This is a genomic window from Oryzomonas sagensis (assembly GCF_008802355.1).
GTDB classification, from domain to species: Bacteria; Desulfobacterota; Desulfuromonadia; order Geobacterales; family Pseudopelobacteraceae; genus Oryzomonas; species Oryzomonas sagensis.
Genome location: NZ_VZRA01000003.1, coordinates 144,290 through 158,433, shown reverse-complemented (window position 1 = coordinate 158,433; position 14,144 = coordinate 144,290). Strand labels below are relative to the sequence as shown.

The 14,144-nt window shown below is 59.8% G+C and carries 16 protein-coding genes and 1 tRNA gene; 8 read left to right on the top strand and 9 right to left on the bottom strand.

All coding sequences use genetic code 11. The features are described from left to right. Positions 1-24: 24 nt before the first annotated feature. The 5 genes from rplI to F6V30_RS11550 all read right to left on the bottom strand — a co-directional run bounded on the left by rplI (position 25) and on the right by F6V30_RS11550 (position 3,298). Positions 25-468 (bottom strand): 50S ribosomal protein L9, encoded by a 444-nt coding sequence (gene rplI, locus F6V30_RS11570; RefSeq protein WP_151157113.1) that lies wholly within the window; start codon positions 466-468, stop codon positions 25-27. A 25-nt stretch (positions 469-493) separates the two neighbouring features. Then, entirely contained in the window at positions 494-1,453 is a 960-nt protein-coding gene (locus F6V30_RS11565; protein ID WP_151157112.1) for a YybS family protein, read from the bottom strand. A gap of 7 nt (positions 1,454-1,460) precedes the next feature. Beyond that, positions 1,461-1,781 (bottom strand): 30S ribosomal protein S18, encoded by a 321-nt coding sequence (gene rpsR / locus F6V30_RS11560; protein WP_149306011.1) that lies wholly within the window; start codon positions 1,779-1,781, stop codon positions 1,461-1,463. A 21-nt stretch (positions 1,782-1,802) separates the two neighbouring features. Next, positions 1,803-2,189, bottom strand: coding sequence for a 30S ribosomal protein S6 (rpsF, locus tag F6V30_RS11555; protein WP_149306012.1), 387 nt, complete (start codon positions 2,187-2,189; stop codon positions 1,803-1,805). Positions 2,190-2,419: 230 nt separating this feature from the next. After that, entirely contained in the window at positions 2,420-3,298 is an 879-nt protein-coding gene (locus F6V30_RS11550; protein WP_151157111.1) for a DUF2156 domain-containing protein, read from the bottom strand. Positions 3,299-3,371: 73 nt separating this feature from the next. On the opposite strand from F6V30_RS11550, the gene F6V30_RS11545 reads away from it, so the two are divergent. After that, positions 3,372-4,565, top strand: a complete 1,194-nt coding sequence (locus F6V30_RS11545) for a pyridoxal phosphate-dependent aminotransferase (protein WP_151157110.1) — start codon at positions 3,372-3,374, stop codon at positions 4,563-4,565. A gap of 267 nt (positions 4,566-4,832) precedes the next feature. Here the strand turns inward: F6V30_RS11545 and F6V30_RS11540 are convergent, their stop codons facing one another. Both F6V30_RS11540 and F6V30_RS11535 read right to left on the bottom strand, forming a co-directional pair. Beyond that, a complete protein-coding gene (locus F6V30_RS11540) occupies positions 4,833-5,720 on the bottom strand; it encodes a carbon-nitrogen hydrolase (RefSeq protein WP_151157109.1) in 888 nt (295 codons plus the stop codon). Next, complete coding sequence (locus F6V30_RS11535; RefSeq protein ID WP_151157108.1) at positions 5,717-6,742, bottom strand: agmatine deiminase family protein; 1,026 nt, start codon at positions 6,740-6,742, stop codon at positions 5,717-5,719. Before F6V30_RS11535 ends, F6V30_RS11540 begins: the two co-directional genes overlap by 4 nt. 298 nt (positions 6,743-7,040) lie before the next feature. Here F6V30_RS11535 and ispE point away from each other — a divergent pair, with 298 nt between their 5' ends. The 3 genes from ispE (at position 7,041) to F6V30_RS17110 (ending at position 8,298) form a co-directional block, all read left to right on the top strand. Next, a complete protein-coding gene (gene ispE, locus F6V30_RS11530; protein ID WP_151157107.1) occupies positions 7,041-7,883 on the top strand; it encodes a 4-(cytidine 5'-diphospho)-2-C-methyl-D-erythritol kinase in 843 nt (280 codons plus the stop codon). Positions 7,884-7,909: 26 nt separating this feature from the next. Then, positions 7,910-7,984 (top strand) — tRNA-Gln (locus F6V30_RS11525). Between the two features lie 158 nt (positions 7,985-8,142). After that, positions 8,143-8,298 (top strand): hypothetical protein, encoded by a 156-nt coding sequence (locus F6V30_RS17110; protein ID WP_191965667.1) that lies wholly within the window; start codon positions 8,143-8,145, stop codon positions 8,296-8,298. 225 nt (positions 8,299-8,523) lie between these two features. On the opposite strand, the gene F6V30_RS11520 is transcribed toward F6V30_RS17110, so the two are convergent. Both F6V30_RS11520 and F6V30_RS11515 read right to left on the bottom strand, forming a co-directional pair. Continuing rightward, positions 8,524-8,910: a hypothetical protein gene (locus F6V30_RS11520; protein WP_191965666.1), complete on the bottom strand. Its 387-nt coding sequence runs from the start codon at positions 8,908-8,910 to the stop codon at positions 8,524-8,526. 117 nt (positions 8,911-9,027) lie between these two features. After that, positions 9,028-9,384, bottom strand: a complete 357-nt coding sequence (locus F6V30_RS11515; protein WP_275095657.1) for an HU family DNA-binding protein — start codon at positions 9,382-9,384, stop codon at positions 9,028-9,030. A gap of 431 nt (positions 9,385-9,815) precedes the next feature. Here F6V30_RS11515 and F6V30_RS11510 point away from each other — a divergent pair, with 431 nt between their 5' ends. From F6V30_RS11510 to pth, 4 genes are all read left to right on the top strand, one after another. Continuing rightward, positions 9,816-11,663 carry a B12-binding domain-containing radical SAM protein gene (locus F6V30_RS11510; RefSeq protein ID WP_151157105.1) on the top strand — a complete coding sequence of 616 codons (1,848 nt, stop codon included), beginning with the start codon at positions 9,816-9,818 and terminating at the stop codon, positions 11,661-11,663. Positions 11,664-11,870: 207 nt separating this feature from the next. Further along, the gene (locus F6V30_RS11505; protein WP_151157104.1) at positions 11,871-12,815 is read left to right on the top strand and encodes a ribose-phosphate pyrophosphokinase; all 945 of its coding nucleotides are present in this window, start codon (positions 11,871-11,873) and stop codon (positions 12,813-12,815) included. 62 nt (positions 12,816-12,877) lie between these two features. Further along, on the top strand, positions 12,878-13,504 hold the full coding sequence (locus F6V30_RS11500) for a 50S ribosomal protein L25 (RefSeq protein ID WP_151157103.1): 627 nt from the start codon (positions 12,878-12,880) through the stop codon (positions 13,502-13,504). Positions 13,505-13,522: 18 nt separating this feature from the next. Then, on the top strand, positions 13,523-14,101 hold the full coding sequence (gene pth, locus F6V30_RS11495) for an aminoacyl-tRNA hydrolase (RefSeq protein ID WP_151157102.1): 579 nt from the start codon (positions 13,523-13,525) through the stop codon (positions 14,099-14,101). Positions 14,102-14,144 lie beyond the last annotated feature (43 nt).

Below are 14,144 nucleotides of genomic sequence, written 5' to 3'. Positions count from 1 at the left end.
TGGTTCAGCTATGAGATGCGGCTATCAGGCGGCCTTGATGGTCACCTTGAGGGTTGCGACAACTTCGGGGTGAATCTTGACCGGAACGCTCGTCTCGCCCACCTGCTTGATCGGTTCGGCAAGAACGATCTTCTTGCGGTCGATGTCAAAGCCCTTTTCGGTGAGGAACGCGGCGATCTCCATATTGGTGACGGAACCGAAGAGTTTCCCTTCTTCGCCGGCCTGGTGGATCAACTCGATGGCAAGCCCTTCCAGTTTGGCGGCCAGGCTGCGGGCGGCCTCCAGGGTCTTGTTCTTCTTGTAGGTCAACTGGCGTTTGGCGTGTTCAAGCGCCTTGGCGTTCTTCTCGGTCGCCTCGATGGCAAACCCTTTGGGGACCAGATAATTGCGGGCATAGCCGGGAGCAACCTTGACGATGTCGCCGATGTGGCCGAGGGTTTCGATGTTTTCCTTCAGAATGACCTTCATACTTCTCTCCTTTCGAGCCTGACTATTACAGGTTTTCCTGTTTTTTGGGGGTGCGGAAGTCTCCCCACAGATCAAATATGCCGATGGCGGCAACGATGGCCGCGAGATACGGTTGCACCAGCAGCATCACCCAGAGAAACACGCGTATGATGCTGTAAAAAGCCTGGCGGGCGGTGATGGTCAGAATAACCGCCAACCCCTGCAAAAAATAAAGCGTCGTCGTTACGACCAGTACGTTGAGAGCCGGGATCGTGACGAACCGGCTGGGCGCCAGCATGGCGAATCCGGCTGCGATCAGGATCCAGACCAAGGGTTCCGGCAGCCGGAGATCCTTGAAATCGCCCAGGGGAAAGCGGTATCCCATCAGGAATGCCGGCCTGCGTATGAGCGCCAGATTGCATCCCGCCATAATCCCGAGCAGGATGGTCACCAATGACGGGTAAATCCTGATCAACAGCGCGGCAGCCATGTCCATGGACTTTTTGACCATGGACAACTCGTCGCCTTTGACGCCGCTCTTTTCATACAGGGCGAGCGCCCGGGAGATGCTGGTGGAAATCTCGCCGGAAAGGGCTTGCTGCAGATCCTGGTTGCCGACCAGCGTCAGAATGACGGCGACCACGGCCACAAGGGCCGCGCTAACGCCCGTGGTCCAGGCGATAGTCCGGGCCGCGCCATACCCCCGCAGCAGCAACTCCGGCATCAGCAGGGCGATAACCCCGCATTGCAACAGATAGATAGCGCCCACATTCGGACTATATACCGCCGTCAACGCGATACCGGCCAACGTGAAGATGACGGCCGCTGTGCCGCGCCCCTGACGCAGACGATAATACACCACCGGGAAGGGGGCCAGAAGCCCCGTAAAGAAACCGAGCGGCGGTAGTACAAAGGACACCGCAAACAACGCGAACGTGCCTGCGGTGCCCACGAGAACTGCGGTAAGCCGTGCCTTAATGGAATCGGCCGGTGTGTTCGGGTTCATTCAGACCCTAGGACAGCGAGTGGTTCGCGGCGATCGGCAAGAGCGCCAGGTTGCGGGCGCGCTTGATGGCCTCGGTGATTTCCCGCTGGTGTTTCGCACAGTTGCCGGAGATGCGGCGGGGAACGATCTTGCCGCGCTCCGAGATGAAGTAGCGCAGGGTACGGGGTTCTTTGTAATCAATGGTCAGGTTCTTTTCGGCGCAAAAACGGCATACCTTCCTGCGCTGGAACGGACGGCGCTTGCGGGGGCCGCCGGGGCCGCCTGCGGGACGCTGGCCGGGACCGCCTGCCGGACGTTGATACGGGGTGCTGGGTCTTTCGTCGCTCATGATAGTATATCCTCCAGGAAATTATTCGTTTGCCGCTTCAACGGCAGGGACTGCTTCTTCAACAGCCTCGACCGCTTCCGCTTCGACTACGGGAGCTTTTTTCTCAACAGCCTTCTCGGGCTCTCCGGTAATGTTGACGCTCTGGTACCGGAGCACCTTTTCGTTAAGTCTGAGGCGCCGTTCCAACTCGGCGATCAGCTCCGCCCCACCATCAAAGCGCAGATAGTAGTAGCGCCCCCGGGCAAACTTCCTGATGGGGTATGCCAGTTTCCTGACACCCCAGTCGTCCAGCCTGAAGCACTCGCCATTGTACGACGAGATGACTTCCTGAACCTTGGCGCCGATGCTTTTGATCTCGTCTTCGCCAAGTTCCGGCTGGAGGATGAAAATCGTTTCATACTTCCTCATGTGATGTTTCCTCCTCACGGTTTTCGAGCCCCGGTCCTGCCCGGAGCAAGGAGATACGGCACGGATGCCGTCTTTAAAAGAACTGGTTATGTACAATATTTTTCCAGCGATTGCAAACTATTTATCGTTTTCCCGACCCCTCCTAGTTTAGGAGGGGTCGGGGGTGGTAGCCTTTCTCCGTTTATGCGAAAGATCCGTGACAATCAATGATTGCTATAAATAGCTTGTGGTTATGGCGCCCGGCGAATGCGGAACTTTTTGAGCAACTCGGCCGGATGGTAGGAAAGTTTGGCGTTGCGCAAGCCTCCATCCCCCAGGTCCTGTTCCCGGTTCACAAATTTGCAGTCATTGAACAAAACACGGCTGTACTCGCGGTTAATGAGTTGGGAGAGCCCTTCCATGAAAGGGTCGGTCTTTTCGAAATGGCACACCGTGGTCTCGACGTTGAGCCGCTCCCCCAGGCTGAAGGCCTTGACCTCCCCGGCAACCGTCACCACGACCCCTTCCAGCCCCAAAAGTTCCGCTTTTTCCACCGCCTCGGCGGTGGCCTCGACCTCCAGCCCGAGGGACGGCTCCTCCCCGGCAGCCATCCCCCTCCACACCTCCAGCAGCTTACAGCACCCCGTCCGGTACGGTTCCGAGAAGAGTTCCACCCGGTACTCGTGGCGGGCGGCAAAATAGCTGATACGGTTCTTTTTCTTGTGAAAACGGTTGCCCGGCAGAGTGGCAAGCTCCTCCCGCAGGTAGAGATAGTCGAAAGAGTCCCGGTCTTCCACCGCGGTCACCCCTCCCCGCTTCAGACAGCGTTCCGCAAACGCCTCATCGGCACCGTAGAGTTCCAGCCCGTCGCCCCACACCCTGTCCAGCGCCGTTTCCACGGTCCCCCCCAGGGGCGGCATACAGTAACGCTCCCCCGAATACCCGCGCCCCAGGACCACCAACGAGTCCCCCACCATGGTCAACCGGTAGTCGTGGGCGGCACGAAACAGGTACAGGCCGGCAAAGGTCATTTCGGAGATACGCGGTTGCAAAACGGAAAAACGCTCATCCAGCAAAGGTTTATCGACAAGATCGAGAGGGCGCGAGTCGGGGTAGGATGGAATTTCCATTGAGTTCTCCGGAACGGTTGTAGTAATACAGAAAGAGTTATCCTATCAGAAAAGGTACCAGGGAGGAACAGCCATGGCCATCGCTACCAAAATTGCCGGATTCATCTCACGCTCATCCTGGATTCGCAAGATGTTCGAGGAGGGGGAAATTCTGCGCCGGGAATTCGGTGCCGACAACGTCTATGACTTCACCCTGGGGAACCCAAATGTGGAACCACCCGAAGCCTTCTACCGCGAGCTTCTGTCCTTGGCCCAACATCCCCTGCCCGGCATGCACAGCTATATGAACAATGCGGGCTACACCGAAACCCGGGCCGCCGTGGCGGCCAAACTGGCCAAGGATTCCGGACTGCCGGTCACCTTCGAACACGTGGTCATGACCTGCGGGGCGGGAGGGGCACTCAACGTGGTGCTCAAGACCATCCTCAATCCGGGGGACGAGGTTATCGTCCTGGCCCCCTATTTTGTGGAATACGTATCGTACATCGACAACCACGGCGGCGTCCCGGTGCCGGTCTGGACCGACCGCGACACCTTCCAGCTCGACGTGGACGCCATCGAGCGGGCGCTCACACCGAAGACGCGCGCCATCATCGTCTGCTCTCCCAACAACCCTACCGGGGTGATCTATCCTGCGGAAAGCCTGCGTAAACTCGGCGATCTCCTGGAGAGGACGCAGCAGAAGACCAGCCGCCATATTTACGTCATCTCCGATGAGCCCTACGCCCGCATTACCTATGACGGCAAGCACGTCCCCAACATCTTCCCGCTGGTAGAAAATGCCGTCATCGTTACCTCCCACAGCAAAGACCTGGCCCTGCCGGGCGAGCGGATCGGGTACCTGGCCATCAACCCGCGCATGCCCACCGCCATGCAGTTCATGGGAGGCGCCATCTACTGCAACCGGGTTCTGGGGTTCGTCAATGCCCCGGCCCTCATGCAGCGCCTGGTGGCCAACCTGCAGGACGAGACGGTGGATATCGAACCGTATCGGGCGAAACGCGATCTTCTGTTGCGGGAACTGACCGCCATGGGGTTCAAGGTGGTCAAGCCGGACGGCGCCTTTTATCTCTTCCCCGCCTCCCCCCTGGCCGACGACGTGGCATTCATCAAACTGGCCCAGAAACACCGCATCCTCCTGGTGCCCGGAAGCGGATTCGGGGCGCCCGGCTTTTTCAGGATCGCCTACTGCGTGGACATGGGCATGATCGAGCGGAGCCTGCCGGCCTGGCGCGCATTGGCCCAGGAAACCGGGCTCAAAGGATAAGTCGCTTTACCGACCGTACCCGCAACAACCGAACATGAAACGGCAGAGGCCCCCACAGGATTTTTCAACCTTGTGGGGGCCTCTGCCGTTTGGCTCGGCACAACTAACCACCCTGAAAACGTCTGCCACAGAGACACGGAGAAAAGCGGGAGCAAAACAAATAAACAACGATTCAGGTGTTGTTTTCCCCAAATAGATACTGCGTTTTTCTCTGTGTACCTCTGTGTCTCTGTGGCAGATGTTGATCTTAAATTTGGATCTGCCGCATCAATCCCGGAAACGCTTCACCAGGTCCCCGTAGGCGTCGATACGCCGGTCGCGCAGGAACGGCCAGATGCGCCGCACGGTTTCGCTCCGCGCCAGATCCAGGTCCACCAGCAGGATTTCTTCATCCTCCCGCGAGGCCTCCGCCAGCAGTTCCCCTTGGGGCCCGGCCGCAAAACTGCTTCCCCAGAACCGGATTCCGGTTTCGGGATGGAGGGGGGACGGCTCGAACCCGACCCGGTTGACGGCCAGAAGCGGCAGGCCATTGGCCACGGCATGGCCGCGCTGGACGGTGATCCAGGCGTCCCGCTGGCGCTCCTGCTCAGCCGTGCCGTCGGCCGGGTCCCAACCGATGGCGGTGGGATAGATGAGGAGATCGGCCCCGGCCAGGGCCATCATGCGGGCCGCCTCGGGATACCACTGGTCCCAGCAGACCAGGACCCCGAGGGTGCCGACCGAGGTCTTGATCGGATTGAACCCCAGATCGCCGGGCGTAAAATAGAATTTCTCGTAAAAGCCCGGGTCGTCGGGGATGTGCATCTTGCGGTAGACGCCGGCTGTTGAGCCATCCTTTTCGAAGACCACAGCGGTGTTGTGGTACAGGCCGGGGGCACGGCGCTCGAAGAGCGAGGCCACAACGACCACCCCCAACTCGCCGGCCAGACCGGCAATGGCGCGGCTGGCGGCACCCGGGATCGGCTCGGCCATGTCGAACAGGGCGGGGTCCTCCACCTGGCAGAAGTACGGGCCGGCATGCAATTCCTGCAGGACCACCAGCGCAGCCCCATCGGCCGCGGCGCGCCTGATCATGGCGCAACTCCTCTCCAGGTTTGCGCCTTTATCGTTGCCGCAACGCTGCTGAATCAATGCCGTCCTGATGAGTCGCGTCATGGCAGAACCCCCTGGGGCAACTGCATGGTCACGCAGTGCAGGGAGCCGTGCTGTTCCAGGAGCGGCAGGCAGTCGATGCCGATGATCTCCCGGCCGGGAAAGGCCTGACCGATGCACGCCATGGCCGGTTCGTCCTTTTCCGGGTCCCGGTAGGTGGGGACCAGCACGGCGCCGTTGATCACCAGAAAATTGGCGTAGGTGGCCGGCAGGCGGTGGGCCTGGTCATCGAAGCGGGCCTTGGGCCAGGGAAGCGGGAGCAGGCGGTAGGGCGAGCCATCCGGAGCCCGGAAGGCCCGGAGTTCCTCCTCCATCAGTTTCAACTCCTGATAGTGTTCGTCCCGGGGATCGTCGCAGGCCGTATAGACGATGATATTATCCGGGCAGATGCGCGCCAGTGTGTCGATATGGGAATCGGTGTCGTCCCCGGCCAGGAAACCGTGATTGAGCCACAGCACCCGGCCGGCCCCCAGAAGGGAGGCCAGGGCCAGTTCGATCTCCCCCTTGTCCAGTTGCGGGTTGCGATTGGGCGATAGCAGGCATTCGGCGGTGGTCAGGATGGTGCCGAGCCCGTCGCTCTCGACGCTGCCCCCTTCCAGAACCAGGCCGACGGTCTTGAGGTTGGGGACCAACGCCCCCAGTTCCTTGAGCCGTTTGGAGATCAAATTATCATGGTTGGCGGCGAACTTGAGCCCCCAGCCGTTGAAGCCGAAGTCCAGCAGCACCGGCCGATCGTTGAAGATTACCGTCAGGGGGCCAAAGTCCCGGGCCCAGGTATCATTGCTGGGCACCTCGCAGACAACGACCCTGCCCAGGTCGACGCCGGCGGCGGCCAGGCACTCCCGGGCCGAGGCGGCGCTGGGCGCGGTCAACAGCACCCGCTCAAACCGGGCGATCCGGCGGATAATCTCGACAAAGGCCGGCTGGACATCGTCCAGCATAGGGGACCAATCGGTGCCCTCGTGGGGCCAGGCCAGCAGGACGCCGTCCTGCGCCTCCCATTCGGCGGGAAATCTCGGATTCACGGTCACATCTCCTTTTGAACGAATCTCACCCCTGTCGTCAGGGGCGATGACCAGTATAGTATGGTGAAACCTCGCCGCGCAAGCCCGCTTTTTATCGTCAAACGAAAAACCGCCGGCCCGATCTCCCCTGTTGCAGGCAACCGGGACGATGCGCGGCACCGGATAACCTCGCCGATGCGTTTCCGCCCCCATGTCCGAGGACACTTTGGGCTTGCCTTTACGGGGCTCTTGCGTTAAGTAAATATTCCCGATTTCAACCCACATCACTGCGGGGTGTCCCCGCAACCATGGAGTGTGTGTGAAGAGCCTGACGTTACAAGCCCCTGCCAAGGTCAACTACCGCCTGGACGTGATCCGGCGCCGCCCCGACGGCTATCACGATCTGCGCATGGTCATGCAGCGGGTCAACCTGTGCGATATCATTACCATTACCCTGACCGAGACCCCCGGCGTCACCGTTACCTGCAGCAAAAACGGCGTGCCCGACGGGCCGGGAAACATCGCCTGGAAGGCAGCCAAAGCCTTGCTCGACCTGGCGGACCAGGGGCTGGGGGCGGTCATCGACATCGCCAAGAACATCCCCGTTGCGGCCGGGCTGGGCGGGGGGAGCAGCGATGCCGCCACGGTGCTGATGGGCATGAATGAGCTGTTGGCCCTTCAGCTCCCGGAACAGCGCCTCATGGAGATCGGCCTTACCCTGGGGGCCGATGTGCCCTTCTTCGTCTTTCAAAAACCGGCCCTGGCGGAGGGCGTCGGCGAACAGCTCGCCCCCATGCCGGCCATGCCGCCCGTCTGGGTGCTGCTGGTCAACCCCGGTGTGCATGTTTCCACGGCCTGGGTTTATCGAAGTTTACAGTTGACAAACCGGGACGGTCTGGCTAAACTCCCCGAGCTTTTTCGGAGTATTGAGGATATCTGTTCGATCTTTTCCAACGACCTGGAATCGGTAACCATCCCCGCTTTTCCCGTAATTGCCGAGATCAAGGAAATCATGCTTCGCGAGGGTGCGGCAGGCGCCATGATGTCCGGCAGCGGCCCCACCGTCTTCGGTCTCTTCCGGGACCGGGAAAGCGCCGAGCAGGCCCGCGCCGTTCTGACCGCCGGCACCGGCTGGTTCGCCGCCGTTGCCGAAACAATCTAGATACGATTTCTTCCTCTTTCGCTTATTGGGGCGTCGCCAAGCGGTAAGGCACCGGATTTTGATTCCGGCATTCGCAGGTTCGATCCCTGCCGCCCCAGCCATTCTTACGTAAAAGGGTTTGCAGAACATCCGGCAAACCCTTTTTACTATCGTTCATTCCCGAACCGCCCACCACTTTTTTTGCCCATTTTTCGAAAAAGGCTTATGATGATAATAAGGTAGTACGATGGATGACACATCCCGAAAGGGGGATCAGGTCATGGCAAGCAAAAGTGCAAAGATCTGCGCGGTTACCGATAGCCGAGAGCGCGCCAAATTGAGCAGCGAACCCGCATTCTATTGTTCCAGATGCGGGGCGAAAACCCACAGCAGCGCCAGCGTCTGCGAGCCGGTGCCGTTCGAGCCGGATCACTGAATCTCCGGGGATCATCCGCCCCGGAGCAGAGAGGCAAAGAATCAAAGCAAAGGGGCATCTTCATCAATCGATGGAGGTGCCTTTTGGTTGCGCGGGTCCCCCACCCCAGCGCATAACGCCGACAACGGCACGGGAGGCCCTAAGACCGCCCGCAACTGCCGGGATAAAGCCTCTGTGCGGCCTCTGCTATCGGGGCGAGGCTGATTGCAAATGTGAAGGAATAGGTTATGGGTGGGGTGGTGCCGTCGCGGTATTTTCAGGCGTCCGTGGCTTTTTGTCGGCGTTTATGTGGAGCTGGCAATGGAGGCATTTGCGCAAATAAAGCAGGGTCATACCGTTGACATGGAAAAGATTTCCGCAGCGGGGGCAGACGCACACCGCCGACCAGAACATGGTAATAATGAGAATAACGACCCATATCCCGATGGAGGTGCCCATCGTGCGGTAGGTCGGCGAAATCGAATGGATGATCCACATGGCCGGTATGTAGATGGCGACGGTTCCGAAAAAATACCTGCGTCGTTTGCGAATCACGGCAAGGCCGGGACCGAATCCGGCTGCGTCAGGGGTTTGCTTGTCGTCCATAGGCTTGCGTCCCTCGCCTGCGGTCATGGGGAAGAGATTTTTGCGGAGAACTGAAACAAAGGCCGTTTTCTGTGCGAAAACGGCCTTTGCTCGTGTAGCGCCCCGGCCATGCTGGGTTTAAAAAAGCCACCCACTGGTACAGAGCTATTTCTTTTTTGCCTTTTTAGGAGCCGCCTTTTTGGGAGCGGCTTTCTTCGGCGCAGCTGCCTTAAGGTCTTTCAAAGGTTTGCCTGCGGAGAACTTGCCAACGGTCTTGGCCGGAATCTTGAGAGCCTTGCCGGTCTGGGGGTTCCGTCCGGTACGAGCTTTTCGCGTGACCGCACTGAAGGTACCGAAGCCGATCAAGGTGACTTTTTCGCCACTCCTGAGTGCTGCGGTTGTAGCATCGATGAACCCCTTGAGGGCCTTTTCAGCCTGCGTCTTGGTGATTCCTGCCGCCTCTGCGATCTTTACTGCCAGCTCTGCCTTGGTCATTGTGCTCTCCTTTCGAGCTCTATGAATTAGCCTCCATTACGAAGGCATCTGTACATGAATCAGAGCATTGCTTCTTGTAGATCAAACTAGATTTTTGCGACGACCACTCTCGGGTTTGCCTGCTACTTCTTGCTATTTTTCATACACATACCACAAACCCTTTGCAAATTGCCAATAAAAATGCGGCTTGGCGACGACCTACGCATATAATTTGCCGGTATACAAGGATGCAGGTAGTGTAAACACCAGGCACACATCCCCGGAGCGCCATGGCCGTATCGAGCGAACATATTGATTTTGCTATTGACTTTGGCCAGGAATTGTAGTAATTCTTTTGAAAAATAAAGAAGGATCGCTACCAAGAGGGTTAGCTTACCAAGCTAGCCCTTTTTCATTGTACCGACCGCAAACCGCCGGGGCGTCCCCTTACCGGACGCTTCTTGAAAGGATCCGCACCCGTGCGCATCACCCTTGTCTCACTTCATCCCGCCCCTTCCCCCCAGGCGATTCCCCTTGCCAACGCCTTTTTGAAAGGCTGTGCGGCTGACACAGGCGTAGACATACATTTGGAGGATTTTTTTGTCGGCGACGACACCCTCGAATGTGCCCGCAACCTGGCGGAACGGCAGCCTGCAGCCATCGGTTTTTCCCTGTATGTGTGGAACCGCGCCGCCTGCCTGGCAATCGCGGCCGAGGTGCGCCGCCGCATGCCCCGGGTACTGCTCTTCGCCGGCGGGCCGGAGGTGACCGCCGACCCGCACGGCGTGCTCGACGGGTCCTCCCTGGACCTGGTCATCGTGGGTGAAGGGGAAAAACCTTTTGCGGCCCTCTGCACGCGACTGGCCGGCAACGCCCCCCTGGAGGGCATCCCCGGCATACTGCTGCCAGGGGCGGCGACGCCCTTTGCCCCCGCCGCCCCCTTGGCCGATCTGGACGCCATCCCCTCCCCCTACCTGGGGGGGCTTCTGGATTACGGCCGTTATCCGGGCATCCTGTGGCAGCTTTCCCGTGGCTGCGGCTTTACCTGCGATTTTTGTTTCGACTCCCGGGGCCAGCACGGCGTACGGCGCTTTTCCCTGGAGCGGATCGAATCCGAACTGCGCCATTTTGCCAAGGGCGGGGTAGCCCAGGTCTTTGTGCTCGACTCCACGTTCAACCAGGACTTGAAAAGGGCCAAGGCCATCCTGAAACTGATCAAAAGAATCGCGCCCGGCATCCACTTCCACTTCGAAGTCCGCAGCGAGTTCATCGACCGGGAACTGGCCACTCTCTTCTCCCAAATCACCTGCTCGCTGCAGATCGGCCTGCAAAGCGCCGACAGCCATGTCCTGCGGGGGGTTGGGCGTTCCTTTCGGCCCGACGACTTTGCCGCGCGGACCAACCTGCTCAACGAAAGCGGCGCCACCTTCGGCTTCGACCTTATCTACGGCCTGCCCGGCGACACCCTGGCGGGTTTCCGCCGCAGCCTGGACTTTGCCCTGGCGCTCTACCCCAACCACCTGGACATCTTCCCCCTGGCGGTGCTGCCCGGCACCCCCCTTGCCGAACGGAGCGCCGCCATCGGCCTCAACCATCTGCCCCAGCCGCCCTACACCCTGCTCTCCTCCCCCACGATCTCGGCCGACGACATGACCGTGGCGCAGCGCCTGGCAACGGCCTGCGACATCTTCTACACCCGGGGCAAGGCCGTGGCCTGGTTCAATGAGGCCGTCAAAGCCCTCAAGACATCCCCCAGCGATTTTCTGGACCTGTTTTCCCAATGGCTGCTGACCGTGCAAGACGCCCAGATCAGCGAAAGCGATCTGGACGACCAGGCGGTCTGGCAACTCCAACGGGGCTTTCTGGGCAGCGCATTCGGCAAACCGGGCCTGAAACGGCTTCTGCCGATGGTTCTCGACCTGGTGGATTACCACTACCACTATGCCGCCGCACTCCTGGCCCCGCCGGAACGACCGCCGGGACGAAACAGGGACAAGGGGCGCCTCCTGCACCTACCGCTGCGGCTGGCAGGGTCGGTCCGTCTGGTGGAATTTCACTACGAAATCCTGGAGATACTGGATGCCGGCGTGCCGGACATCCGCCGCCTGGCCGACACCCTGGTCCCGGCCGGCTCCTTTGCCGTCATCTATCCGGGCCGCGACGGGGTCTGCACCGAGTCTCTGGCCGAACCCTATTTCCGTCTTCTGGAGCGATTGAACGGCACGGACCCGGCCGGGCGCATCGCAGCCGATGTGCAGCTTGAGGCCGACGAGGCAACGCATTTTCTTCTGTTTGCCCAGGCCGAGGGGATCGTGCTGCGGAGTTGATGCCATGCCCCTCCGCACCACAGCCGGACAAACGCACGTTCGAGCCGGTTTGGAGGCCTCCGGCAGGGAATAAGCGTCCCATGATCGAAAGAGGTTGCATTTTGGCGGTCGTTTTAGTATATCTTTCATTTCCTTTTTGGAAATTCAGGGATTTCCGCGCGTAAAGCCCGGCATGGTCCCTTTCGGCTGAGAGGCAGACAAACAATTATGCTCGACAAGATCAAAATCTTTTCCGGCAATTCCAACCCAACCCTTGCCCTGAAAATTTGCGAGGCCCTCAAGATGCCGTTGGGGGCGGCCCGTGTCCGCAGGTTTTCGGACGGCGAGGTTATGGTTGAAATCAACGAAAACGTCCGTGGCCGTGATGTCTATGTCATCCAGTCCACCTGCGCCCCGACCAACGACAACCTGATGGAACTGCTGGTCATGACCGACGCCCTCAAACGGGCCTCCGCCGCGACCATCACCGCAGTGGTTCCCTATTACGGATACGCCCGCCAGGATCGCAAGGCCGCGCCCCGCACCCCGATCACCGCCAAACTGGTGGCCGACCTGATCACCACGGCCGGTATCGACCGGGTGGTAACGGTAGACCTGCACGCCGGCCAGATTCAGGGGTTCTTCGATATCCCGGTGGACAATCTCTATGCGGCGCCCGTCATCCTCAACCACCTGAAGGGCCGCTTCGACGGCCAGCCGATCGTGATGGTAACCCCGGATGCGGGCGGCACCGAACGCGCCCGGGCTTTTGCCAAACGGCTGGAATGCTCACTGGCGGTGATCGATAAACGCCGCACCGGCCCCAACGTTGCCGAGGTCATGCACCTGATCGGCGATGTGCGCGGCAAGATCGCCATCATTCTGGACGACATGATCGACACCGCCGGAACACTGACCCAGGCGGCCAAGGCGCTCAAGGAGAACGGCGCCACTGCCGTCTACGCCTGCGCCACCCATGGCGTGCTCTCCGGTCCGGCCATCGAACGTATCAACAATTCGGAGATCTCCGAGGTCGTGTTGACCGACACCCTCCCGCTGGGAGACAAGGAAAACATGACATCGAAGATTACGATGCTGTCCGTGTCGGGGCTTCTGGCGGAGGCCATCCGCCGCATCCATGAGGACGAATCCGTCAGCTCGCTTTTTGTTTAGGAACATATTTTTATAATTGTACAGGGTGGGGTCAGCCCCATCACTACACGTGGAGGAACAGTATGCAACAGAAACTGATGAACATCGAACTGAGATCGAAGACCGGCAAGGGCGTCAGCCGCCAGTTGAGAAATGCCGATATGGTCCCCGGCGTCGTGTACGGCAAGGGAATGGATCCTGTTGCGGTAAGCATCAAATATCGTGATCTTCAGGATGCCCTTGCAGGCGAAGGCGGCCAGAACAACCTGATCACCCTGGTGGGAGGCGGCAGCCTGGACCAGAGCATGGCCATCATTGCCGATATGCAGCGTGACGCGCTCAGAGGCACCTATCGCCACGTCGACCTCCACCGCATCAACATGAACGAAAAACTGCGCGTTACGGTCCCGGTCATCCTGAAGGGCACCGCCGCAGGCGTCAAGGAAGGTGGCCTGCTGGACCTGGCCCATCACGAACTGCACGTGGAATGTCTGCCGGGCAATATCCCCGACAACATCGAGATCGACATCACCAACCTGCAACTCAACCACTCGATCCATATCGGCGAGATTCCTCTCCCGGATGGGGTCAAACTGCTCGAAAACCCCAAGACCCCCGTGGTCAGCGTCCTCGGCAGAACCAAGGAAGAAGCGGAAGAAGATGCCGCAGCAGCAGCGGCTGCCGCAGCCCCCGCCGAACCTGCCGCGTAACCGGATCAGTTTTATTCCATGAAGACTTTACTCATAGCGGGGCTGGGTAATCCCGGCCCCACGTACCAATGGACCCGCCACAATGCGGGTTTCCTTTTTTTGGATCGCCTGGCCCACCGGGAAAACCTCTCCATAACCCGCAAGTCCTTTTCCGGGCTGGCGGGCGAATGGAGCCGCGGCGACGTCCGTCTGATCCTGCTCAAGCCGCAGACCTTCATGAACCTCTCCGGCAAGTCGGTCATGCAGGCGCTCCAGTTTTACAAACTCCCCCTGTCGAACCTGGTCGTGATCCATGACGAGCTCGACCTGCCGTTCGGAACGGCACGCTTCAAGCAGGGGGGCGGGCATGGCGGGCACAACGGCCTGCGCTCCATCATGGAACAACTCGGCAAGGGGGATTTCATCAGGCTGCGCATCGGCATCGGCAAACCGGTCCACGGGGATACGAGCAACTATGTCCTGGGGAACATCCCCCCGGACCAGATGGAGACCCTTCCCAAAATACTGGACGGCGGCCGGGACATGCTGGAGATGATGCTGGACGAGGGCCTGCCCAAGGCCATGAGCATGTTCAACAACCGCAATTTCCTGGAATAAGCGGAATCCGAATTTTGATTTGATGTTTGAAGAATAACGGTAA

Excerpts from the sequence above, each read along its gene's own strand:
- rplI (WP_151157113.1), bottom strand. The coding sequence starts at position 468 with ATGAAGGTCATTCTGAAGGAAAACATCGAAACCCTCGGCCACATCGGC.
- F6V30_RS11565 (WP_151157112.1), bottom strand. The coding sequence starts at position 1,453 with ATGAACCCGAACACACCGGCCGATTCCATTAAGGCACGGCTTACCGCA.
- rpsR (WP_149306011.1), bottom strand. The coding sequence starts at position 1,781 with ATGAGCGACGAAAGACCCAGCACCCCGTATCAACGTCCGGCAGGCGGT.
- rpsF (WP_149306012.1), bottom strand. The coding sequence starts at position 2,189 with ATGAGGAAGTATGAAACGATTTTCATCCTCCAGCCGGAACTTGGCGAA.
- F6V30_RS11550 (WP_151157111.1), bottom strand. The coding sequence starts at position 3,298 with ATGGAAATTCCATCCTACCCCGACTCGCGCCCTCTCGATCTTGTCGAT.
- F6V30_RS11545 (WP_151157110.1), top strand. The coding sequence starts at position 3,372 with ATGGCCATCGCTACCAAAATTGCCGGATTCATCTCACGCTCATCCTGG.
- F6V30_RS11540 (WP_151157109.1), bottom strand. The coding sequence starts at position 5,720 with ATGACGCGACTCATCAGGACGGCATTGATTCAGCAGCGTTGCGGCAAC.
- F6V30_RS17110 (WP_191965667.1), top strand. The coding sequence starts at position 8,143 with ATGGCAAGCAAAAGTGCAAAGATCTGCGCGGTTACCGATAGCCGAGAG.
- F6V30_RS11520 (WP_191965666.1), bottom strand. The coding sequence starts at position 8,910 with ATGACCGCAGGCGAGGGACGCAAGCCTATGGACGACAAGCAAACCCCT.
- F6V30_RS11505 (WP_151157104.1), top strand. The coding sequence starts at position 11,871 with ATGCTCGACAAGATCAAAATCTTTTCCGGCAATTCCAACCCAACCCTT.
- F6V30_RS11500 (WP_151157103.1), top strand. The coding sequence starts at position 12,878 with ATGCAACAGAAACTGATGAACATCGAACTGAGATCGAAGACCGGCAAG.
- pth (WP_151157102.1), top strand. The coding sequence starts at position 13,523 with ATGAAGACTTTACTCATAGCGGGGCTGGGTAATCCCGGCCCCACGTAC.